This is a genomic window from Blautia caccae (assembly GCF_040095955.1).
Classification (GTDB): Bacteria; Bacillota; Clostridia; order Lachnospirales; family Lachnospiraceae; genus Blautia; species Blautia celeris.
The window spans coordinates 291,240-314,318 of sequence record NZ_JBBMFP010000001.1 but is presented as its reverse complement, the minus strand read 5'-3'; the positions used below and the strand labels follow the sequence as shown (position 1 = coordinate 314,318).

19 protein-coding genes are annotated in these 23,079 nt (G+C 45.9%); all 19 read left to right on the top strand.

Features of this window, described 5'->3' with window-relative positions:
• The first annotated feature begins 13 nt into the window (after positions 1-13).
• Complete coding sequence (locus tag WMO65_RS01375) at positions 14-826, top strand: hypothetical protein (protein ID WP_148393080.1); 813 nt, start codon at positions 14-16, stop codon at positions 824-826.
• A 391-nt stretch (positions 827-1,217) separates the two neighbouring features.
• A complete protein-coding gene (locus WMO65_RS01370) occupies positions 1,218-2,522 on the top strand; it encodes a substrate-binding domain-containing protein (RefSeq protein WP_033143815.1) in 1,305 nt (434 codons plus the stop codon).
• A gap of 190 nt (positions 2,523-2,712) precedes the next feature.
• Entirely contained in the window at positions 2,713-4,221 is a 1,509-nt protein-coding gene (locus tag WMO65_RS01365; protein ID WP_033143814.1) for a sugar ABC transporter ATP-binding protein, read from the top strand.
• Positions 4,222-4,239: 18 nt separating this feature from the next.
• Positions 4,240-5,895: an ABC transporter permease subunit gene (locus WMO65_RS01360; protein WP_033143813.1), complete on the top strand. Its 1,656-nt coding sequence runs from the start codon at positions 4,240-4,242 to the stop codon at positions 5,893-5,895.
• A gap of 141 nt (positions 5,896-6,036) precedes the next feature.
• Positions 6,037-7,647: a response regulator gene (locus WMO65_RS01355; RefSeq protein WP_033143824.1), complete on the top strand. Its 1,611-nt coding sequence runs from the start codon at positions 6,037-6,039 to the stop codon at positions 7,645-7,647.
• Positions 7,637-9,490, top strand: a complete 1,854-nt coding sequence (locus WMO65_RS01350) for a cache domain-containing sensor histidine kinase (RefSeq protein ID WP_148393079.1) — start codon at positions 7,637-7,639, stop codon at positions 9,488-9,490. Before WMO65_RS01355 ends, WMO65_RS01350 begins: the two co-directional genes overlap by 11 nt.
• A 2-nt stretch (positions 9,491-9,492) precedes the next feature.
• Positions 9,493-10,467 (top strand): substrate-binding domain-containing protein, encoded by a 975-nt coding sequence (locus WMO65_RS01345; RefSeq protein ID WP_148393078.1) that lies wholly within the window; start codon positions 9,493-9,495, stop codon positions 10,465-10,467.
• A 39-nt stretch (positions 10,468-10,506) separates the two neighbouring features.
• Entirely contained in the window at positions 10,507-11,556 is a 1,050-nt protein-coding gene (locus tag WMO65_RS01340) for a galactose ABC transporter substrate-binding protein (RefSeq protein ID WP_148393077.1), read from the top strand.
• 370 nt (positions 11,557-11,926) lie between these two features.
• Positions 11,927-12,670: an ABC transporter ATP-binding protein gene (locus tag WMO65_RS01335; protein ID WP_033143809.1), complete on the top strand. Its 744-nt coding sequence runs from the start codon at positions 11,927-11,929 to the stop codon at positions 12,668-12,670.
• Position 12,671: 1 nt separating this feature from the next.
• Positions 12,672-14,768, top strand: coding sequence for an FtsX-like permease family protein (locus WMO65_RS01330; RefSeq protein WP_148393076.1), 2,097 nt, complete (start codon positions 12,672-12,674; stop codon positions 14,766-14,768).
• A gap of 122 nt (positions 14,769-14,890) precedes the next feature.
• Positions 14,891-15,610, top strand: a complete 720-nt coding sequence (locus WMO65_RS01325) for a LytR/AlgR family response regulator transcription factor (protein WP_148393075.1) — start codon at positions 14,891-14,893, stop codon at positions 15,608-15,610.
• Complete coding sequence (locus WMO65_RS01320; RefSeq protein WP_148393074.1) at positions 15,607-16,905, top strand: sensor histidine kinase; 1,299 nt, start codon at positions 15,607-15,609, stop codon at positions 16,903-16,905. The genes WMO65_RS01325 and WMO65_RS01320 overlap by 4 nt, the downstream gene beginning before the upstream one ends.
• A gap of 107 nt (positions 16,906-17,012) precedes the next feature.
• A complete protein-coding gene (locus WMO65_RS01315) occupies positions 17,013-17,177 on the top strand; it encodes a hypothetical protein (protein WP_186971053.1) in 165 nt (54 codons plus the stop codon).
• The gene (locus WMO65_RS01310) at positions 17,174-17,869 is read left to right on the top strand and encodes an ATP-binding cassette domain-containing protein (RefSeq protein WP_148393073.1); all 696 of its coding nucleotides are present in this window, start codon (positions 17,174-17,176) and stop codon (positions 17,867-17,869) included. Before WMO65_RS01315 ends, WMO65_RS01310 begins: the two co-directional genes overlap by 4 nt.
• Positions 17,862-19,094 (top strand): hypothetical protein, encoded by a 1,233-nt coding sequence (locus WMO65_RS01305; protein WP_148393072.1) that lies wholly within the window; start codon positions 17,862-17,864, stop codon positions 19,092-19,094. Before WMO65_RS01310 ends, WMO65_RS01305 begins: the two co-directional genes overlap by 8 nt.
• Positions 19,091-19,315 carry a hypothetical protein gene (locus WMO65_RS01300; protein WP_033143804.1) on the top strand — a complete coding sequence of 75 codons (225 nt, stop codon included), beginning with the start codon at positions 19,091-19,093 and terminating at the stop codon, positions 19,313-19,315. The genes WMO65_RS01305 and WMO65_RS01300 overlap by 4 nt, the downstream gene beginning before the upstream one ends.
• Before the next feature lie 265 nt (positions 19,316-19,580).
• A complete protein-coding gene (locus WMO65_RS01295; RefSeq protein WP_054350900.1) occupies positions 19,581-20,609 on the top strand; it encodes a LacI family DNA-binding transcriptional regulator in 1,029 nt (342 codons plus the stop codon).
• Positions 20,610-21,100: 491 nt separating this feature from the next.
• Positions 21,101-22,105 carry a Gfo/Idh/MocA family protein gene (locus tag WMO65_RS01290; protein WP_033143802.1) on the top strand — a complete coding sequence of 335 codons (1,005 nt, stop codon included), beginning with the start codon at positions 21,101-21,103 and terminating at the stop codon, positions 22,103-22,105.
• 104 nt (positions 22,106-22,209) lie between these two features.
• Positions 22,210-23,040 (top strand): sugar phosphate isomerase/epimerase family protein, encoded by an 831-nt coding sequence (locus tag WMO65_RS01285; protein ID WP_054351059.1) that lies wholly within the window; start codon positions 22,210-22,212, stop codon positions 23,038-23,040.
• Positions 23,041-23,079 lie beyond the last annotated feature (39 nt).

Genomic DNA, 23,079 nt, shown 5'->3' with positions numbered 1-23,079 from the left:
GAGGTGTATTACAATGGATGAAATAAAACAAATCCATAATTTTGCTGTAAAATGGGCTGATAAATTCTCAGACAAAACTATTAATTTTTCAGAACTGTTTGAACGTAATATGGCCGATGACTGCGCAGAGCTTGGTTTTGAGATGGATTGCGGACATACTTTTTTTGAAAAATACGGGAATGCAGCCTACGATCATGAGGCATTGGAAAAAGTTATAGATGATATTGAAGATATTCCATTGCTTGGCTCAGCTATTTATTCACGGTGGAGATATTTCAACCATTGGGCATACACGGGCGCAGAGATTTCAGAAGCAAATAATCGTATATGGTTTCTGCTTGCTCTTAATAGATTAGCCGTGCTTACAGGAGGAAGTCCTTTCGGGTTTCAAGGAACACTGAAGAAGGTGTGTATTATTTCAAATAATATTTGTTATGGTTCTCCACCGGAACCGTATGACGAAGTGGAACAGCATATTATAATTAATGCAGAAGGACAAGTTTGGTTCTCCGGATATAATTTTGGTAATGTCAGTGGAGAATATGAGGAAGCAAGGAACAATAATTTCTCTATAACCAAGGAGTCAGCAGAAAAGTTAATGATTGCCATTTCACATTTTTTTAGTAATCAGTATATTAAGATTTATGAAACAGACGTTGGCTATTGGATATTGGAAATGACCAACACGGAGGATGTGACATATAAATTCAGAGGTTCTCTATATGCTGATATTGTTTGGAACGGAATAGACTTATCTAACCTTGTGCGAGATACAGTAGGCATGAACGATTTATATGTTTTCGATGGTAACTGCAAACGGATATAATAAACAGAATAACTTTAGAATATCATAGGTATTCAGTTGACAAGTCTAAAATATGAGATTGAAGGCGGTATAGAGCGTCTTTTAGACAACTTTGATGCCGAAGAATTATTCGTAAATGTGCGATGAAGATTTTAATCTGACGCATTAATATATATTGGAAATTATAAAGAAGTATAAAGGGCTGTGCATTGACCAAAAAATCAATGCACAGCCCTTTTTACACGAAAAACACCTACACTATTGTCACAAATACCAAACCCAACCTTAAAAATTTTAATGTTCATAGAAAAATATTCTATGTTTTCTTCCTCCTGCATCAGATATACTGTCAATATCAACAAAAACAAAGAACACGGAAAAAAGTGTCAAAGGAAAGGGAGAGAATAAGTATATGAAGAAAAAAATTGTTTTGATCACAATGGCGGTACTTTTTGGACTTTCAGCTACAGCATGCGGCTCTGGCGGTTCTTCGTCAGAAAAGACAGACACAACAAAAAAGACAGAAACAGAGGAACCGGCAGCCGAGACATCAGACGTGGCAAACAAAGACAAACCTTTAGTATGGTTTAACCGCCAGCCGTCCAACAGTTCTACCGGGGCACTTGATATGACAGCACTTTCATATAATGACAATACATATTATGTCGGATTCGATGCAAACCAGGGCGCTGAGCTTCAGGGCCAAATGGTAAAAGATTACATCGAGAAAAATATTGATAAAATCGACCGCAACGGTGACGGCGTGATCGGATACGTTCTGGCAATCGGTGATATCGGACATAATGATTCCATTGCTCGTACAAGAGGTGTTCGGAAAGCCCTTGGCACAGGAATCGACAAGGACGGCGATATCAACAGTGAACCGGTCGGAACAAACTCAGACGGATCAGCAGCAGCCGTACAGGATGGTTCCATAGAAGCAGGCGGCAAGACCTATACGATCCGTGAGCTGGCTTCCCAGGAGATGAAGAACTCCGCAGGCGCTACATGGGATGCGGCTACAGCAGGCAATGCGATTGGTACATGGGCATCCTCCTTTGGTGAGGAGATTGATGTTGTTGTTTCCAATAATGATGGTATGGGCATGTCCATGTTCAATGCATGGTCAAAGGACAACAAGGTTCCGACCTTCGGATACGATGCAAACAACGACGCGGTAGCAGCTATCGCGGAAGGATACGGCGGAACGATCAGCCAGCATGCAGATGTTCAGGCATACCTGACCCTTCGTGTTCTGCGCAACGCCCTTGACGGAGCAGACATTGACACCGGTATCGGTACAGCGGATGAAGCAGGCAATGTTCTGGGCGATGACGTATATGTATACAAAGAGGACGAACGTTCCTACTACGCACTGAATGTAGCAGTTACTGCTGACAACTACCAGGACTTCACAGATTCCACAAAGGTTTATGAGCCGGTTTCCACTCAGCTTGAGGAAAGTTCACATCCTACAAAGAAGGTATGGCTTGACATCTACAATGCATCCGATAACTTCTTAAGCTCAACATACCAGCCGCTTCTTCAGAACTATGATGGTCTTCTTAACCTGGATGTGGATTACATCGGCGGTGACGGACAGACAGAGTCCAATATCACAAACCGTCTCGGAAATCCAAGCCAGTACGATGCATTTGCCATCAACATGGTGAAGACAGACAATGCAGCTTCTTATACATCCTTGCTTAATCAGTAATATCCAGTAACTGTTCAGTCAGGTCTGCGCATTTACTGCGCTGACCGTGCAAAAGAGTAGTTACAATATCCATTGAAATGCAGACTATTAGGGAGAAGAAATTCTCCCTAATAATTTACGAAAATAGAAAGCCTGCGAAGCATGTTTTCTATTGTTTATGACTATAAAAATCATACAGGAGTAAAAATATATGGAAGATAAGAAAGATGATATCGTCTTATCCATACGCGGTATGAGCAAGTCCTTTGGCCGAAACAGAGTGCTGGACCATATCAACCTGGATGTGAAGCGCGGAACGGTCATGGGGCTTATGGGTGAGAACGGTGCTGGTAAGTCCACAATGATGAAGTGTCTTTTCGGTACATATCAGAAGGATGAGGGCAATATCTTCCTTGAAGGCAGGGAAGTGAGCTTTTCCGGACCGAAAGATGCTCTTGAGAACGGTATCGCAATGGTTCATCAGGAATTGAACCAGTGTCTGGAACGAAATGTGATCGATAACCTGTTCCTCGGACGTTATCCCACCAATTCCATGGGAGTGATCGACGAGGGCAGAATGAAAAAAGAAGCCTCAGAGCTTTTCAGAAAACTGGGCATGACCGTAAACCTCACACAGTCCATGCGTCATATGTCTGTATCACAGAGACAGATGTGTGAGATCGCAAAAGCAATTTCCTATAACTCAAAAGTGATCGTTCTCGATGAGCCTACATCCTCACTGACAGTACAGGAGGTGGATAAGCTCTTTGAGATGATGAGAATGTTAAAAGAGCAGGGAATCTCCCTGATCTATATCTCTCATAAAATGGATGAGATCTTTGAGATCTGTGATGAGATATCCGTACTCCGTGACGGTAATCTGGTCATGACAAAGAGTTCCAAAGACACAGATATGAATGAACTTATTGCAGCTATGGTTGGACGTTCTCTTGAAAACAGATTCCCGCCGGTTGACAATACGCCAAAGGATGTGATTCTGTCCATTCAGCATTTGTCCACAAAGTTTGAACCTCATTTACAGGATATTTCATTTGACGTAAGAGAAGGCGAGATTTTCGGGTTGTACGGCCTGGTTGGGGCAGGCAGGACAGAGCTTCTGGAAACCATCTTCGGTGTGCGCACCAGGGCGGCCGGGCGTGTTTATTTTAATAACCGTCTGATGAATTTCAGCAGCGCCAAGGAAGCCATGGAACATGGATTTGCCATGATAACAGAGGAGCGGAAAGCAAACGGCCTTTTTTTGAAAGGAGACCTTACGTTTAACACTACGATCGCCAACCTGGAACAGTATAAGTCGGGGGTGGCACTCTCCGATTCAAAAATGATCAAGGCAACGGCAAACGAGATCAAAATCATGCATACCAAGTGCATGGGCCCGGATGATATGATCTCAAGCCTCTCCGGCGGCAATCAGCAGAAGGTCATTTTCGGAAAATGGCTGGAGCGTGGTCCCCAGATTTTCATGATGGACGAGCCGACGAGAGGAATTGACGTGGGTGCAAAATACGAGATTTACGAGCTGATCATCAACATGGCAAAACAGGGAAAGACCGTCATTGTTGTCTCTTCTGAAATGCCCGAGATTCTGGGAATCACGAACCGCATTGGAGTCATGTCAAACGGACACCTTTCCGGAATCGTGAACACAAAAGAGACAGATCAGGAAGAACTTTTAAGACTCAGCGCAAAATACCTATAATGAGGGAGATGGAAGGATATGGCGAAAGGAAACAGTAAGATTCTTACGGCTGAACAGGAAATACAGCTGCGTCAGCCAATCGAGGATTATGTCGGCAAGATTCAGGCAAAGATCGACAGCTTCAGAGTGGATGGAATAGACAAAGTGATCTCTCTTCAGAATAAAATCGACAGTATAAAGAGAGACAGAAATTTTACAAAAGAAGAGAAAGATGCCGAGATTGCCAAAATCCGGACAGAGATGGAGAAGGCAAAGGCGGTCGAGGCAAAAAATAAAGATGAGGTTTCAAAACTGATCTCCGACGCGGAGGCATATCTCAAAACGCATTTTGACAGGGATTATTATCAGCCGGTCAAAGAAAGCTGTGAGCAGGAAAAAGCAGCCGTCCAGGAAAAACACCGCAGAAGGATTGCGGAACTGGAAAAAGAGCATCAGCAGATCATGTCAAAACTTACGGATCATCAGGAGATAAAGGATGAAAAGTATGTTTACAAGAACCGGCTGTTTGACGCCAAAATGCAGTTGGAAAAGGACCTTCAGCAGGTAAAAGACAGAAGACATATGGCATATAACTACAAATATCATCTGATTGATATGCTTCGTATGTCAAAATTCACCTTTGTGGAGTCAAGAGCGCAGAAATGGGAAAATTATAAATATACATTCAACCGCAGAGCCTTTCTTCTGCAGAACGGATTGTATATTGCCATCATTCTGATCTTTATCATGCTGTGTGCGATCACACCTATGGTAAAAAATGTACCTCTGCTTACCTATAACAATGTATTGAACATTCTTCAGCAGGCTTCCCCCAGGATGTTCCTGGCGCTGGGTGTTGCCGGACTGATCCTCCTTACCGGTACGGACCTGTCCATTGGCCGTATGGTTGGTATGGGTATGACAACCGCAACGATCATCATGCATCAGGGCATTAATACAGGCGCGGTTTTCGGACATGTGTTTGATTTTACAGGGATGCCTATTGGTGTGAGAGTGATCCTGGCTCTGTTGGTGTGTATCGTGTTATGTACCTTCTTCACAGCGATCGCAGGCTTTTTTACAGCCAGATTTAAAATGCATCCGTTTATATCGACCATGGCGAACATGCTGGTCATCTTCGGACTTGTTACATACGCGACTAAAGGTGTATCCTTCGGTGCCATTGAGCCGACGATACCCAATATGATCATTCCTAAATTAAACGGTTTCCCCACCATCATTATCTGGGCAGTTGCAGCAATCGCAATTGTTTGGTTCATCTGGAACAAGACAACCTTCGGCAAAAACCTGTACGCAGTGGGCGGCAACCCGGAGGCAGCGGCAGTTTCGGGTATCTCCGTATTCGGTGTAACGGTCGGGGCTTTCATTCTGGCAGGTATTCTTTACGGATTCGGTTCCTGGCTTGAATGCGCACGAATGGTTGGCTCCGGTTCTGCAGCCTATGGTCAGGGCTGGGAGATGGATGCGATCGCAGCCTGTGTTGTGGGCGGTGTATCCTTTACCGGTGGTATCGGTAAGATCTCAGGCGTGGTAGTTGGTGTTATGATCTTCACAGCGCTTACCTATTCCCTTACCATTCTCGGTATTGATACGAACCTTCAGTTTGTATTTGAAGGTATCATCATCATTGCGGCTGTAACACTTGACTGTCTGAAATATGTGCAGAAGAAATAAATAGATATACTTGCCAAAAGGGTCAGAGATTGTTCTGACCCTTTTGGTCGATTTTGGAAAGGCTGACGTTTACATTTATTTTTGGATTTGCTATACTATTACAATACAAGGCGGATATACACGCACATGGAGACAAAAGATATGGATACATACGCAGTGCTTTTGGTAGATGACGAGGAAGAAGTGATCCAGGTCATCATGAAAAAAATCAACTGGGAAGGCCTGGGCTTCTCAGTCATCGGATATGCCAACAATGGCATGAAAGCCCTGGAAATGATGGAGGAATTCCAGCCCGATGTGGTGATGACCGATATCAAAATGCCCTACATGGACGGCATGGAGCTGTCCAACCGCATTAAAACAGAATATCCGGCAACCAAAATCCTGATCTTCACGGGATTTGATGAATTTGAATATGCGAAAGAGGCTGTCCACCTGGAGGTGGAGGAGTATATTCTGAAACCGGTCAATTCCATAGAACTGACCAATGTGCTCACCCAGCTCAAAATAAAACTGGATCAGGAGATCAGTGAAAAACGAAATGTGGAAATCCTGCAGAAATGTTATATGGAGTCCCTACCTCTTCTGCAGGCGAACTTTTACTCCACGCTGGTGGAGGGAAGGATTCATGAAGATGAGATCCCGAAGTATCTCACAGATTATCAGATTTCTTTTCCGGGACCATGTTTCTGCTGTCTTGTCATACATACATCATCCAGTCAGGTGCCGAAGGATATGAATCCTTTGCTGCTGTCCACGTCTGTCCATAACCAGGCCAGGGAACGTCTGGGCGAAAAGTGGCAGGCAAAATGCTTTTCTTATCTGGGAAATACCATCCTGATCGCACAGCTTAAAAATGAATATGAAGTCTCGGAACTGACCGATGAATGTGACAGGTTCTGCAGATATGCACATCGTATCATCGGCGCTGTGGTCACAGTGGGAATCGGCCAGGTCTGCAGAAATATCATGGATCTGCCCCAGTCTTACAGCGGTGCCAGGGAGGCGGTTTCCTACCGGGTGATCTATGGTGCCTCCAGGGCGATCAATATGAAGGAGATCGCTCCCCAGGAGATGAGCACAACGGATTTCGCCAGCGACGCGGAACTGTCTGAACTGTTTAAAATGATCCGTTTAAAGTCAGCCGATGATGTTGTCCGGGCAGTCAATCAGTATCTGGATCATATCTCTTTTCCTGCAAAATCCCTGCAGCAGCACCACATTGATATCATGGAACTGGTAAGTGCTCTGTACCGATTTTCTGCAAATAATGATATTGCGCCGGAGGATTTTTCGGGGGATATGCGGACACTGTATGGCAGCCTTCTTGATCTGGGGCCTGATGCGCTGCGGAAATGGCTCGTTGATCTCAGCCTGTCCTTCCGTGAAAAATTGATCAGTGCCAGAAGCAGGTCCACGAAATCCATTGTATCCAGAGCCATGGAATATATCCGCAGCAACTATTCGGATGAGGAACTTTCACTGGACAATATCTGTGAGGTTCTGGGCGTGTCAAATTCCTATTTTTCTACGATTTTTAAAAAAGAGACCGGCAATTCCTTTATCGGCTGTCTGACGGATTACCGGATGGACCGGGCGTCACGCCTGCTGATCGAGACAAATGAGAAAAGTTATATCATAGCAAAGAGTGTGGGGTACACAGATCCCAACTATTTTAGTTATGTATTTAAGAGGCGGTTTGGAGTGTCACCTTCAAAGTACAGAACGGAGCATACAGAAAGTGAAAAATAAGTTTTTCGGACGTTTGAAAAGCGCGAAGCCCAGGGGCATACAGTCAACGATCATGTTTGCCATCTCCGTTATATCTATTTCCATCATGCTGATCCTGGGGATCGTGATGTACATCAGGTTTTCCGTTTTATCCCGGCAGGAGATCATACAAAGCACGCAGAAACTGATGGAACAGGCAGGAGAGAATCTGGAAGATTACCTGGGCAGTATGCGGCAGATTTCAGACGCGGTCTATTATAACGTTATAAAAGAAAATGATCTGTCCAATCAGGATATGGATATCCAGAGAGGGATGAATCTTTTGTATGAGGCGAACAGAGACAGCCTGCGCAGCATTGCCATTTACAATAATTACGGCAGCCTGATGGCAGCGGAACCCCTTGCGTCCCAGAAAGAGGACCCGGATGTGACCAGGCAGGACTGGTTTAAACGTGCTATGGGGGAAATGGAAAATATGCATTTTTCCACACCCCATATCCAGAACCTGTTTGATGACGGCACCTTCCGGTATTACTGGGTGATTTCTCTGAGCCGTGTGGTTGAGCTGACCAATAAGGGGGATTCCCAGTTAGGCGTCCTGCTTGTGGATATGGATTATTCCAATATCTCCCGGATGATGAAACAGATCAATACCCTGAACAACGGACAATATTATTATCTGTGCGACAGCAACGGGGAAATTATCTATCACATGCGGCAGATACAGATCAGCGATGGAATCGGCAGTGAGAACAGTAAAACAGCCGCAAAATACAAGGACGGTGTCTACGACGAGACCTTTGAGGGGGAACACCGCAAGGTGATCGTCAACACCATAAGCTACACCGGATGGAAGCTGGTCGGAGTGATCCCTTATTCCACATTTACACACGGAATGGTCAATATCCGGTATTTTATCATGGTGCTCATGCTCTTGATGGCAATGATGCTTGTGATCATCAACCGCGTTGTGTCTGTCAGGATTTCCAGCCCTATTTTGAAACTGAATAACTCGGTCATGGAATATGAGGCGGGGGAAAAGCCGGAGATTTATACGGGAGGCTCCCTGGAAATCCGGCATCTGGGGGATTCCATACAGCGGTCCTATGAGCAGATTGACACCCTTATGCGTAAAATTGTGCTGGAACAGAATGAAAGAAGAAAAAGTGAGCTGGATGCTCTGCAGAGCCAGATCAATCCCCACTTTTTATACAATGCCCTGGAATCGATTACGTGGATGGTGGAGGGGGAGCGGAACGATGATGCTGTATTTATGATCTCACAGCTTGCAAGGCTCTTTCGGATCAGCCTTTCCAAGGGCCGCACGGTGATTAGTGTAAAAGATGAACTGCAGCATGCCCAGAGCTATATGAATATCCAGAAGGTCCGGTATAAAAACGCGTTTTCCGTTACATTTGACGTGGATCCTTCCATATATTCCTATTGTACGGTGAAGCTGATCCTACAGCCGATTCTGGAAAATGCCATTGCCTATGGCGTCAGCAGCATGGATGACTGCGGAGAAATCAGGGTGACCGGAACCATGAGAGGGGAAAATATTGTTTTCTCGGTGGCAGACAACGGAATCGGAATGTCAGAGGAAGAGGTGAGCCTTATCCTTACGGACAGCAAACGGGTACATAAACACGGGTCCGGTGTTGGCCTTGTGAATGTGAATAACCGCATTCAGATTCTCTTTGGAAAAGAATACGGCCTTACCGTTGAAAGTGAACCGGATGAGGGGACCACCGTCTCCATCTGTATGCCGGCGGTTCCTTATACGGAGGAAAACAGCAGGATTCTGGAGAAGGGCTATATCTTCAGTCGGGAAGAAATGATTGACAGGAAAACACAGGGTAAATAGAGATGAAAAACAGCAAAAGATTGTTTATTCTGATAGAAGCGGTTCTGGCCGCAATGGTGATTGTACTGGCCTTTGTCATGCTTCAGGAGAAAAACGGCAGGGATCTTGACAAGGTCTCCGTGATCATCCAAAATTCTGATGACAACCAGTGGTCCGCATTCAAATACGGGCTCAGAATGGCAGCGGAGGACCGGAAAATAGAAATGTTTGTCGTCAGCACGGGGGGCACACTGACTGCAGAGGAGGAAAAGAGCCTGATCGAACGCGAGATTGAGAACGGGGCAGATGCAATTATAGTACAGCCCGCTCCGGATGCTGACACGGAAAACATGTTAAGAGATGTGGAAAAGAAAGTTCCTGTCATGCTGGCAGGGTGTACAGCGTCAAAGGAAAAAGAGGACTCCGCCCTGCCGGTCACAGAGCCGGACCACTATGCCATGGGCACGGCCCTGGCGGAGGAACTGCTGAAAGATTACAGCGGAAATATAGAAGGTAAGACAGTGGGAATCCTCTCAGAGACCGCTGATTCGGAAGCGGCAGCCAACCGGGAGAAAGGATTTCTCGCTGGATTGAAAGACACAGGCGCTGTGATAAGCTGGTCTGTATATGATTCCTTTTCGGAGACAGACGAAAATGCACTGGAGTTCCGTTCGAGGGTGGATTTTGTCATTGCGCTGGACGACAACAGTCTGAGGACAGCCGGTAAATATTCTGCAGCCAAGAATCTGCACGGAGCTCTGGTGTATGGAATCGGCAATTCCACGGAGGCGGTCTATTATCTGGACACAGGCTTTGCGGAATGCCTGGTGGTGCCCGATGAATTTAATGTGGGATATCAAAGTCTTACCGAGACGGCAGAAAGTCTGGATGATTATTTTCACACAATGCAGAACAGAACTGTTTCCTATACGGTGATCCGCAGGGATACACTGTTTTCAAAAGAGAATCAGGAAGTTCTTTTTACAATGAGCCAGTAGAGTACGCTTTAAGCGGCCGGAAGAAATCAGGGGTATAGTATGAGAGGAAAAAACATATTGGCAGCAGGATTGATCTTCTGCATGAGTACACAGCTCTTATGTGCCTGCCAAGAGCAGCAGCTGGCTGTGTCTGACAAGGTTCACGCGGGGGTGATCTGCTATAATCAGAGTGATACCTTCCTGGATGAGCTGATCACTTGTTTTAAAGAAAAGCTCAGTGACTATGGAAGTGAGGAGTTTAAGACCACTGTGACACTTAGGGACGCCGCCGGTTCACAGAGGACCCAGAATGACCAGGTGAAGGAACTGATTGACGCGGGCTGTAATGTCCTCTGTGTAAACCTGGTGGATCGGGCGGACCCATCGGAGATCATTGACCTTGCCAGGGATAATAATGTGCCTATCATATTTTTTAACAGGGAACCCGTTGCTGAGGATCTGATGCAGTGGGACGGTCTTTATTATGTGGGCGCAGAGGCAAAGCAGTCCGGAGTCATGCAGGGGGAACTGGCAGTAGACGTAATACAGGCAGACAGCCGCATAGACCGCAACAAGGACGGCAGAATCCAGTATGTAGTGCTGGAAGGAGAACCCGGCCATCAGGATGCCATCATCCGCACGGAAAACGCGGTGGATACCTTGAAAAACAACGGCATTGAACTGGAGAAACTGAGCTATGGAATCGCGAACTGGAATCGTGCCCAGGCACAGAACAGGATGTTATTGCTGATCAGTCAGTACCAGAATAAGATAGAGCTTGTTTTAGCCAACAATGACGATATGGCGCTGGGCGCCATTGATGCCTACAAGAAGTTGAATTATTCAGAATCTGCCCTTCCGGTATTTTTTGGGATCGACGGCACGGATGTGGGACTCCAGGCAGTCCTGGACGGGGAAATGTCCGGAACGGTATATAACGATAAAGAAGGACAGGCAGAGGCTATGGCAGAGCTGGCAGTTGCCCTTGTGTCAGGTAAGGGGATGGAAGATATTAAGTTCGAGAAGGATAAGTATATCTATCTGCCTTATTCTAAGGTTACGATGGATAACGTGGAGGATTATCTGCCGGAACCCGCAAATTACAGATAAACGTAGGCTGCGGTCTTTCTGTATGGAGATACGCACAGGAAGGAAGTGAATCCGTGATGGAATTGCTGGGTAAATGCAATCTATAACGGGGACTTATTAACAGGCGAACTCTGACCGGGGAATGCATTTGACATTCTCCGGTTTTTATTAAATTAAAAAAATACAAATCTGTCATCAAATGCAAAACTTTACAAAAATCATGTCAAACTTGTCATTCACTCATCTGTAATCGATTCCCTTTTTTCGATAGAATAAATACATACAAACAACAGCCGTCCGGCTCATCAAAAGCTTCTTAACGGCAGAATTTCCGTATCAGTTCAAAATATTTGAACGATTACAAATTTATAGAAAACAGGGAGGATTACATATGTTACAGGTAAATCATTTATACAAGAGCTACAAGACAGGGAACACCACTTACGAGGTGTTAAAGGACGTTTCATTTTCCATAGAGGAAGGCGAATTCGTGGCAGTTATGGGGCCGTCCGGTTCCGGGAAAACAACCCTTTTAAACTGCATTTCCTGCTTCATCCCTCACGACAAAGGAGAAATCCTGCTGGACGGGGTCAATATTTCCAATATGAAAGAGGAGCAGATCGCCAAGATAAGAAACGAAAAGCTGGGATTTGTTTTTCAGGATTTTATGCTTCTGGACGGGCTGAATGTTTTTGAAAATGTATGTGTCCCGAAAGTCATCCATCAGGAACCGTACAGGCAGATGGAGACAAAAGCGGAGAAGCTTCTGAAAATGTTTGAGATCTCCGATATCGCCGGCAAATTTCCGGCAGAGATATCCGGCGGCCAGAAGCAGCGTGCCGCAGTGGCAAGAGCGCTGATGAACAATCCGCTTCTGATCCTTGCGGATGAGCCTACCGGTAATCTGGACAGCCGTTCCAGCGAAGCAGTGATCGGAGCTTTTCTGGAGGCGCAGAAGGAATTGAATGCAACCACATTTATGGTGACACATGACAGTTTCTCTGCCAGTTACTGTGACCGGGTGATCGTGATGAAGGACGGAACCGTCTATACAGAATTGACCAGTAATGGAAATCACAGGGAATTCATGGAAGAGCTTTTAGATGTTTTGAGAAAAATGAACGGTGGTGAATAGAATGAAACTGAGCGGATTATTTTCAAAATTACGGAAAAACAACAAAAAGGAATATATGCAGTTCCAGTTCTGCATATCCCTGTCCATTCTTTTGATCACATCGTATCTTGTTATGTATGGGAGTGACCTGGTGCAGAAAACACTGCCGAATGGGGGTGACTCCAGAAAAATAGCGGATATGATCTTCTTCCTTGCAGCAGCAGGCTGTATTATGTTCAGTATCTACGCGACAAGTCTGTTTTTGAGATATAAGAGCAGAGAGACAGGGATTTTCCTTGCACTTGGTGCCGGGAAAAGTAAGCTTGGCAGGGCTTTATTTACAGAGATCGGCAAGATGATGGTCAGATGCTCCGTTGTGGGAATTCTGCTTGGCATTGGTCTTGCAAGTGTTATCGGTGTTATTTTTGAGCATATTGCAAGCAGCGGGAATGATAACCATTTTTCCCTCTCATTTTTGGGAATTGCAGGAGGAATTGTCTACTGCATGCTCCTGATTATCTGTGTGGCTGTGATGTGTGTGCGTTTTATGAAGAGAAGCAACGTTATGGATATCATCAATGAGCAGCGCAAACAGGAGCCGCTGCGAAAGGGCATCACATTATCTTACCTGATATCCGGTATCGTGATGATTCTTGTGGGGGTTTTTATAGGATATTTTGTGCCTATCCTCTCCGTTAATATCAGCGGACACTGGATGGGGGCCTGGACCAATCTGTTTTATATTCTGGCCGCTGCAGGGCTTTACCGGATTTTAGTCTACTCCATCGCCTCACACAGGAAAGGAAAGAATGCGCAGAAATATTATGATAACATGATATCCTACGGCATGTTAAAATTTCAGGGAGGTTCCATTGTCAGAAATATGCTGGTGATCGCATTACTGCTTATGGGAGTACAGTTTGGCGTCTTTTATCTGCCGCTTCAGGGGGGCGACAATTACGGAGAATATGAAGACGATATCTCTTACCGCTATCCCATGGATGCAGATGAACTGTCAGAGGAAGAAGTATTTGCCATGGCAGATAAGTATCAGGTATCTGTGCAGGATTACCGGGAGGCGGAATTTATTCAGGTTCTGGGGGACGGTGTAAACCGTGAGGACATGGATGAAAATAATAATATGATCGAGGAATACAACGAAAAATATTTTTATTACGAATGCATCAGCGCAGCGCAGTTTGAAGCCATGACAGGAAAAGAGACCGAGATCGCAGAGGGGCATTACAGGGTAATCCAGTCAAAATCGGGCTATGAAAATATTTTTAACAGATTTGACGATACAACCAGGCTTTATCTGCAGAATGAAGAAGATTTTATTTCTATGGAATATGACGGACTGGAGATATACCGCTCTCTTGTGATAGGAGCAGGGTATGGTGAGGATTCCAGGTATATCCTGAATGATGCGGACTATGAAAAGCTGAAGGCAGATATCAGCCAAGACAAGATCATCCGCCAGGTACTGTTTCAGGTGGAAGACAGCAAAGAGACCTACGCATTCAGCAAAGATCTCTATGAACAGTTCTGCAGCAGGGCCCCCGAAAGCATGAATCATATTGGGGCATACAATGCATATCAGGCAAAAGTGCAGGGAGAGGAATATGGATACGATCTTCCGGGTATTTATGACGGCAAAAGGCCTGCTTTAGAGGCAGACTGGCTCTACAAGCCCTCCATTGTGCCGATGGAAAAGGAAAACAGTATTATGAGACGTGCCATCTTTTTACTGCTGTTTGCATACATCGCTGTGATATGCCTGGCTGCTGAAAGTATTATCTTATACACAAGAAGCCAGAACGTAGCCATGAAAAACAGCCAAATATTCAAAGATCTGGAAAAGCTGGGTGCAAATAAGAAATACCTGCGCAGGCTTCTGAAAAGCCAGTTGGCAAAAACCTTTGTACTGCCTACGATCATGGGATGTCTTCTGATGTTTTTATATGAGCTGCTCCTTCTGTGGCAGAATGACGGCATTCTGACAACGGGTGAAATAAAAATTGCCGGATTGATGCTGGCGGTCATTGCCCTGATAGGACTCTATCAGTTTGCTTTGTACAAGATTTCCATGAAGAACGCAGCAGGTGTTCTGGAGATTTAAAAGTACGGTTCACGTTTTGCTGTACCGCGAGGCGTTTTCGGGCCAAAAGTGGTTATGCCATTGCACAAGCGTATCCTATCCCCTATAATATAAGAAAGACGGAGACGAAGAGGGGGAAGGATATGCTGAAAATAGCAGTCTGTGACGATGAGGCATCCGCAGTTGCCCTGTCGGAGAAATATACCAGGCAGTGCCTGAAGACCTGCGGGGCCGCGGCAGAGATAACGACCTATACAAGCAGCCGGAATCTGCTGTATGACATTTCCGAGGATGGATTTCATTATGATCTGATCCTTCTGGATATCGAGATGCCGGATACGGACGGCATGGAACTGGCGGCAGAAATAAAGCCTTTTCTGCCGGATGTGAAGATTATTTTCATCACTTCCCATCTGGAATATGCCATTGACGCATATGAACTCGCCATATTCCGCTATGTTCCGAAAAATGATATGGAAAAACGCCTGACAGCAGCCATCACGGACGCTGTCAGGCTGCTTTTGCTTGAAGAGGGGGATTCCTATACCATAAAAAACGGCAGTTCTCTGGAAAAGGTAATGTATCGTGACATTTATTACATTATGAAGGAGGGAAAAAATTCTGTGTTTCACACTTCCAGGGGAATCTCGAAAGTCCGGAAAAGTCTGCAGCAGGTATATGAGGAACTGCAGGCAGAAGAATTTATTTTCACGGACAGGGGTTGTATCGCAAATATCATCCACATTATGCAGCTACAGAAGCAGTCACTGGTTTTAAAAAACGGGGAGGAGCTGCCTGTCAGCCGTTCCCATATACAGGGGGTAAAAGAACAGATCACAGCGTATTGGGGGGCACATATATGATGGGATGGATGGTGTTGGTTTCCGGCTTTTTTACAGACAGTATCTGCATTTTGCTGTACTTCTTTCTCATCCGTACCTGGGACGGCGGCAGGAAAGAAAAAAGCCATACAGCGGTATTGGGGACAGCGTTTTTCCTGGCAGCCTTGTCAGGTCTTCTTTTTATACTGAAAGTGCCGGAATTTCCGATATTGACTGTGCAGGTTATTCTGGCGGCATCTGCCGGAGCATGGATTTATGGAGTCAGGAGAAAAAGGGCTCTGTTTCTGGCTGTGGAATATGCAATGGCACTCAGCCTGTGGAAGTTTATCCTTTGCGGAGCCATTGGTGTTATACTGCGCATGGATACTTTGCCGGGCAGAGGTACAGGAGGAAATCTGGCTGCGGACTGGATCGTTTGTCTGCTCACAGGTGTGTTATCCTTTTTTCTTTATAAGAAAAGGGAGGAGGAGCAGTCTGTCCGGCAGATACTGTCCAGGATCGCAGTTGCGGGACTGATACTGACAGTGACGCTCACGGAGCAGAATATTCTTCCCATAGGAGAAGAGGAAATGCTGGCTCCTCTCATATTTGCTATGGTCCTTCTCATGGGAATGCTGGTGTATTATACGCAGAGGCAGTACGAGAGGGAAAAGGAGCTGGCAGAATTAAAATCCACCCAGAAGGAGCTTTTAGAGAGGGATTACAGGCGGCTCAATGAAATCTATGCGGGTAATGCAAGGCTTTTTCATGATTTTCACAACCATATGACAATTCTGGGACAGCTTCTCAGGGAGGGAAAAACAGAGGAGGCATCCGCTTATCTGGAGGACATACAGGGGCCTGTCAAGAGGATTGCCAAAACAGTATGGACCGGGGATGAAACCATGGATTACCTGATCAACAGCAAATTAATGGCGGCAAAGGAAAAGCAGATCCATATGGAGATCAATATAGAATTTCCCAGGCAGACGGGCATACGCAGCGCTGATTTATGTGCGGTTCTCGGGAATCTGCTGGACAATGCACTGGAAGCAGCAGGGCAGGCAGAGGATGACAGCAGACGCATCATTTGGCTGACCATACGGCGCATCAACCATATGCTGGTCATAAAGGTCCAAAATACCTGTGAAAAACAGCCTGTGTGGGAAAAAGGGGAATGGATGACCACAAAAGAGGACAAATCCCTTCACGGATGGGGATTGAAGAGCGCTGCCGCCGCAGTGGAAAAATATAACGGTACTCTGCAAAACAGTTGGAAGGACTCTGTGTTTACCGCTGCGGCAGTTATGCATTACCGGGAACAGGAGGAGAGGTAAGGGTTCCATTTGCGGACAAAATGCCTCCATTTACGCCCAAATCCGTACAGCGGATTCCTCTGTGCTATGATAAGACCATAGAAAAAAGCAAAGAGGAGGAATCAAATATGCGTCATTATTACTTTCGTTTATTCTTTGGAATCATCTGGCTGTTGGCAGCATTGGTAAGCTTTCTCTCGGCGAATATCTGGTTTGGTATCCTGTATATAGTGCTGGGAGCTTGTTTTCTTCTTTCGGCATATCATTTGGGAAAGGACAGGGAGGACAAATGAAAGCAGAATTTTCCGTAAAAGGCCTTACCGCCTGGTATGTGAAAGAGAAGCCGGTTCTGCAGAATCTGACCTTTCAGTTACAGGAACATGAGGCAGTGGGGATGATCGGGCTGAACGGTGCGGGTAAGACCACCTTGCTCAATTGTCTCTGCGGCCTTCATGACCGGTTTCAGGCAGAACACATCCAATGGGAGGGCGAAGATATCTCTTTGAGAAATCCTGCATTTATGTCACGCAGATATGCTGTTTTTGACGGGGAGGCGCCTTTCGGATATTTTACATTTCGGGAATATCTGGCCTATGTGTTCGGCACATACAAGAGGCAGGTTCCTGATATAGAAACGCTGGTGCAGGGGTTTTCCTTTGAGAAATATGAAGATGTACTGATAAAAGAGCTGTCCACCGGTAATAAAAAGAAAGTGTATCTCATCACAGCATTTGCGCTGCGCCCGGAGCTTCTCTTCCTGGATGAACCGGTTAACGGGCTGGATTTTCAGAGTACGGAATTTTTGTATACGCAGATTAAAGAATATAAGGAGTACGGGACGGTTTTCTTTTCTTCCCACGTGCTGGAAAGTGTGTCTCTTACAGCGGACAGGATTCTGCTTCTGAAGAACGGAAGCATGGAGGAGCTTAAGGACAGGGAATGGAAAGAAAACGGGGATATAAGAGAGGTGCTTCGTCATGTATGAGACTTTTACAGTGTTCTTAAAAAAGCTGCTGGGTAAGCGCTGGGAACGCGCTGGCAGGTCTTTTTTATACTGCGGGATCGGAGTTACCGCCACTTATGCCGTCTGGGGCAGCATAGTCATCAGGGAAGAGATTTTTTATCTGATCCTGCTGGTGTTCTCGGCTGGTGTTATGTGGAAAGCCCTGTCTTCAGAGGAGAATCGTGTGGATCTGCGCGGTGTTCTGATGCTTCCGGTTCCCGGCAGTAAGGCAGTGCGGGCCTTTGCTGCGGCCCTTGCCGTCTATACCGTGGTGACGAAAACAGCGTTTCTGCTGACCGTTCTTCTGGCAGTGTCCGGCTTTGAGCCGTGGAAACTTGTAAACGGTCTTATCTGCGCGTTTCAGGTCTGCTTCTGTACGGCGGCGGGATACTGGCTGCTTTGTAAAAAAAGATTTCCGGCAGCAGCAGTGCTGGCAGCGGGAGAAGGATTCCTTGTTTTGGGAGCGGGAAAATACAGCCGGATGTTTCTGGTGCTTGCCTCTATGGGCGTACTGGCGGTGCTGCTTGGAAGAGCTGACCCCTGCTTACTCTGCCGGTCCCGTACAGGAGCTGCAAAACGGGTGGGAAGCCTGACAGGAGACGGAAAAAAGGGAAATGTACTACGGTACCTGTTCCGGTATATGGCCTCACACGGCAATTATATGGTGAACACGCTGGCTCTGTGCGGACTTGGCCTGATGTTCTCCTTTTTTATTCCTAAAATGGGCGGCATAAGCATGATGCCCATGGGATTTGCCCTGTTGTCCCTGAACACGCCGGTGTCGATTCTGTTGTCCTCAGACCGCAGGCTCTGCCGGGGGATTCGCATGCTGCCCGGACAGATTGGGCGGTTTGCTGTTCCTTATGGCATATTTATAGCATGTAATTTACTGGTGCCGGAATCTGTATTTTTCCTTTCCTGTGCAGTACAGTTCCCGGAAGTGGGGAAGGGAGAGGCCTTTACCGCTCTGCTTTTTATCCTGCACAGCGCCCTGCTTCTCACAGCGCTGGAGTGGAAATTTCCGCTGACAAAATGGAAAATTGAAAGTGACCTGTACCATTATCCCAGGAAATACTGCGTGCCCGTGATCATGCTCCTGTGTGCAGTCTTGGTCAGCACATGGCCTGTGATGAGTTATGTGATGCTTGGTCTTCTTGCCGGGGAGGCGGGCTGGCTGGCAGTGAAAGTGAGAGGTGAGAGAATATGAAGGAGACACATAAATGTCCGAAGTGTGCATCACACAACATTGTACGCATACCGGATAACTTCCGGTATGCCAGCGGAAATAATATCTATACCACAACAATGACACTCTTGGGAAAAATACCGGTGATCCGCTACGTCTGCTGCGACTGCGGATACGTGGAGAACTGGGTAGAACAGCCATGGGAGCTGGAGAAATTAAGAAAAACCTTCGGTGGGAAATGAGAGGGAGAGTTACTGTTCACTGCGTGCCCAGCAGCACACTTCGCGATGTACAGATATGGAGCATTTTGCTCCATATCGCGCCGGCTGCCTCGGGATTTTCATGCCTTCGGCCTGAAAACACCTCGCGGGACAGTGGCATGTGAACAATAACGGGAGGAGCTTCTGTCCGGTCCTTTTCCTATCTTTGCCCTTGCATATCGCTGTTAAAAGAGATATAATAAGACAAAAGTGCGTGCACGAGTACATTTTGGGCAGGAGGATTATTATGCCAGTAACATTACAGCAGATAGCGGAAGCGGCCGGGGTGTCCAGAGGGACGGTGGACCGGGCGCTGAAGGACAGAGGAAGAGTCCGGCCGGAAGTGGCGGAGAAGATAAAGAATATAGCGAAGGAAATGGGGTATCAGCCCAGTCTTGCGGGCAGGGCCCTTGTTATGGCAAAGCGGAATCTGAAAATCGGGATCATCATGCAGTCAGCCCAGACCCCTTTCATGGTACAGGTCTATGAGGGGATGAAAGCTGCCAAACAGGAGGTGGAAAGTCTGGGCGGTACTGTGGAGATCTTTCGTGTGGACGGCGTGGATGCAGGCCGTGTCATGGAAATCATGCAGGAAATGAAGGAGCAGGAGTATTCGGGCATTGCCCTGTCTCCGTCCGAAGATACCATGCTCAAGAAGATGATCAATCAGTTTTCCGAGGAGTATGGCATTCCCATTATCACCTTTAACTCGGATATTGAGGATACGAAAAGGATATGCTTTGTGGGACAGAATACCATCCAGAGCGGAAGGACTGCAGCCGGGTTAATGGGAGAGATCACAGGCGGCAAAGGGGAGGTGGCTGTGATCTCCGGCCATATTTCCAACCCTGCGCTGAACAACAGGATCAGGGGCTTTCAGTCCGAGATATTGGAGAGCTTTCCCGGCATCCAGCTTGTGGGAACAAAATATTCCTATGATGACGAGTGGGTGGCAGCCAAAATCGTGGAGGAGCTGCTGGAGCAGTACCCGGATCTGAAGGGAATCTACGTGACAGGAACCGCAGTAAAGGGCGTCTGCGAAGCATTGGTAAAACAGGAAAAGGAACGGGAGATCAAAGTAATAGGCAACGATTTTCTGGATGAGAATAAAAAATGGGTAGAACGGGGAGCCATCAATTTTCTCATCGGCCAGGATTCCTATATGCAGGGATATGAACCGGTGATGATGCTGTTCCATTTACTTTTTGATGATGAAAAACCGGAATCTGTTTACCGGTATGCAGAGATTGTGATAAAAAACAGATATAATTTGTAGCAGTATGACCGCTTTTCAGGCGGTCATACTGTGGTTAATACAGAAAAATGACATATCCGCCGGAAAAAAGTATCTGAGGCACTTCAGCCGATTATTCCAAATGAAAAGAAAAAACATACGTGCACGCACCTTACATTACTAATACATACTCAAGATTTAATCATTATAATCCATAAATGATAGAAAAATTACCATAAATATAGCTTGGAAAAGAATAAGTAATAATGCTCCATTACTAAGCTAAAGTAAAAATAAACAAAAGTCAAGTCTGTCATCCAGGATAAAACTGGAAATAATAGACAACATGCACAAAAACATTGTTTGTTTTTTATCAATTAGCAAAAGTTAATAAAAATAGACTGTGAATCTTGTACAAAAAAACTATTGCGTTCACGTGAACGCTATGGTATGATTGCATCATCAAGAAAGAACAAAAACAAAAAAACAAATAACTGGGAAACAATGAAAAAGAGAAATGGAGGATATGTATTATGTTAAGAGTAGGAGTTATCGGATGCGGCGGAATGGGTAAGGATCACATCAAAAGACTGACAAACAAGATTCAGGGAGCTGAGGTAGTCGCAGTATCAGACGTATTTGAGGAGAGTGCAAAACAGGCGGCAGCCATCTGCGGAGCAAAGGTATACACAGATGCAAACGAACTGATCAACGACCCTGATGTGGACGCAGTGTTCATTGTATCTCCGGGATTCGCACATGTAGAATCTCTTCTGGCAGCCATCAAGGCAGGAAAGAGAATTTTCTGTGAGAAACCGCTCTGCACAACTGCTGAGGACTGCCTGAAGGTAGTTGAGGCTGAGGTGGAATCAGGAAAACATCTGATCCAGCTTGGATTTATGAGAAGATACGACAAAGGCTATATGCAGGTGAAGGAAGCCCTCACATCCGGTGAATACGGCGAGCCCCTGATTCTTCACTGCACACACAGAAATCCGGAAGTCGGAACCAACTACACAACTCCAATGGCTGTTCATGATACAGCAATCCATGAGATTGACGTGCTTCACTGGTTAGTGGATGATGAGTATGAATCCGCACAGGTTATTATGCCGAAAGTGACAAAATATTCTCACTCTGAATTAAAAGACCCGCAGATCATGCTGCTCCGCACTAAAAAGGGTGTATGCATCGACGTTGAAGTATTTGTAAACTGCAAATTCGGATATGACATCAACTGTGAAGTGGTTTGTGAAGACGGCGCGATCAAGATGCCTTCACCGATTTACCCAAGCATCCGCAAAAATGCAGCCGTTGCCACAACCATCGACACAGACTGCTTCGTAAGATTCAAAGACGCTTATGATACAGAGGTTCAGGACTGGGTTGATGCTGCAGCTGAGGGCGTGATCAACGGACCGACCGCATGGGACGGATACCTGGCAGCTATCACAGCAGACGCACTTGTGAAAGCACAGGAGACAGGCGCAGTAGAACAGATCAACGCTGCAGTTGAGAAACCGGAGTTTTATAAATAAGCCGAAGTACGGCAATAAACCAAAATACAATAGAAATGAAGCCGGATGCACCAGACAAAGCATCCGGCATGAATAAGACAAAAACCGAAAGGATGGTATATATTATGAAACTTGGATTTAATGAGGCAACAGCACTGGAATGTAAAGGACAGTCCCTTCTGGCTGATATGGAAATGTGTGAAAAATACGGATTTGATTATATTGAGATTCGTTTTGACTGCGTAAAAGATTATCTGCAGGAGCATACCCTGGAGGAATTGGCTGACTGGTTCAAAAACCATCATCTGAAACCATGGGCATACAACACCCTGATCTATTTCAACCAGAGAGACGAAGCAGGTAAAAAAGAAATCGACGATGAAGTGGATTTCATCCTGAAAGTTTCCAAAGCGATTGGTATGAAAATGCTGATCACAGTTCCGAATTTTGACGTAAAAGACAAAAGTGTCAGTGAAATCAAGGAAGAAGCTGTGGAAAGACTCCGCTATTTATCAGACAAAGTAGGCGCTGATATGAAAATATCCCTGGAGTTCTGCGGTGCACCAAACTGTTCCATCAATCAGTTCGGCACAGCATATGATGTGGTAAAAGCAGTAGACCGTGACAATGTAGGTATCACAGTTGACACCTTCCATTTCCATGAAATGTGCTCTAAACTGGAAGATTTAAAAGCAGCAGACGGCAAGAAAATCTTTGCTTACCACTTAAATGACTGCGAAGACCTGCCCCTTGGCTCCTGCGGCGATGACAAACGTCTGTGGCCGGAAGAAGGTGTGGTAGACCATGCAGGAATCGCTGCAGCTTTAAAAGAGATCGGATTCGACGGCGTGTGCACGATCGAAGAGTTCCGTCCGGAATATTACGCTATGTCCCATGAGGAGAACGTGAAAAAAGCTGCTGAAGTGACCAAGGCATTTGTAGAAAAATATTTCTAAACGATATATGTGCCCTTTGCAGGGCATAAGGAGATGGGA

Coding starts and splice junctions, on each gene's coding strand:
- WMO65_RS01375 (WP_148393080.1), top strand. CDS start 14: ATGGATGAAATAAAACAAATCCATAATTTTGCTGTAAAATGGGCTGAT.
- WMO65_RS01370 (WP_033143815.1), top strand. CDS start 1,218: ATGAAGAAAAAAATTGTTTTGATCACAATGGCGGTACTTTTTGGACTT.
- WMO65_RS01365 (WP_033143814.1), top strand. CDS start 2,713: ATGGAAGATAAGAAAGATGATATCGTCTTATCCATACGCGGTATGAGC.
- WMO65_RS01360 (WP_033143813.1), top strand. CDS start 4,240: ATGGCGAAAGGAAACAGTAAGATTCTTACGGCTGAACAGGAAATACAG.
- WMO65_RS01355 (WP_033143824.1), top strand. CDS start 6,037: ATGGATACATACGCAGTGCTTTTGGTAGATGACGAGGAAGAAGTGATC.
- WMO65_RS01345 (WP_148393078.1), top strand. CDS start 9,493: ATGAAAAACAGCAAAAGATTGTTTATTCTGATAGAAGCGGTTCTGGCC.
- WMO65_RS01340 (WP_148393077.1), top strand. CDS start 10,507: ATGAGAGGAAAAAACATATTGGCAGCAGGATTGATCTTCTGCATGAGT.
- WMO65_RS01335 (WP_033143809.1), top strand. CDS start 11,927: ATGTTACAGGTAAATCATTTATACAAGAGCTACAAGACAGGGAACACC.
- WMO65_RS01330 (WP_148393076.1), top strand. CDS start 12,672: ATGAAACTGAGCGGATTATTTTCAAAATTACGGAAAAACAACAAAAAG.
- WMO65_RS01325 (WP_148393075.1), top strand. CDS start 14,891: ATGCTGAAAATAGCAGTCTGTGACGATGAGGCATCCGCAGTTGCCCTG.
- WMO65_RS01320 (WP_148393074.1), top strand. CDS start 15,607: ATGATGGGATGGATGGTGTTGGTTTCCGGCTTTTTTACAGACAGTATC.
- WMO65_RS01315 (WP_186971053.1), top strand. CDS start 17,013: ATGCGTCATTATTACTTTCGTTTATTCTTTGGAATCATCTGGCTGTTG.
- WMO65_RS01310 (WP_148393073.1), top strand. CDS start 17,174: ATGAAAGCAGAATTTTCCGTAAAAGGCCTTACCGCCTGGTATGTGAAA.
- WMO65_RS01305 (WP_148393072.1), top strand. CDS start 17,862: ATGTATGAGACTTTTACAGTGTTCTTAAAAAAGCTGCTGGGTAAGCGC.
- WMO65_RS01300 (WP_033143804.1), top strand. CDS start 19,091: ATGAAGGAGACACATAAATGTCCGAAGTGTGCATCACACAACATTGTA.
- WMO65_RS01295 (WP_054350900.1), top strand. CDS start 19,581: ATGCCAGTAACATTACAGCAGATAGCGGAAGCGGCCGGGGTGTCCAGA.
- WMO65_RS01290 (WP_033143802.1), top strand. CDS start 21,101: ATGTTAAGAGTAGGAGTTATCGGATGCGGCGGAATGGGTAAGGATCAC.
- WMO65_RS01285 (WP_054351059.1), top strand. CDS start 22,210: ATGAAACTTGGATTTAATGAGGCAACAGCACTGGAATGTAAAGGACAG.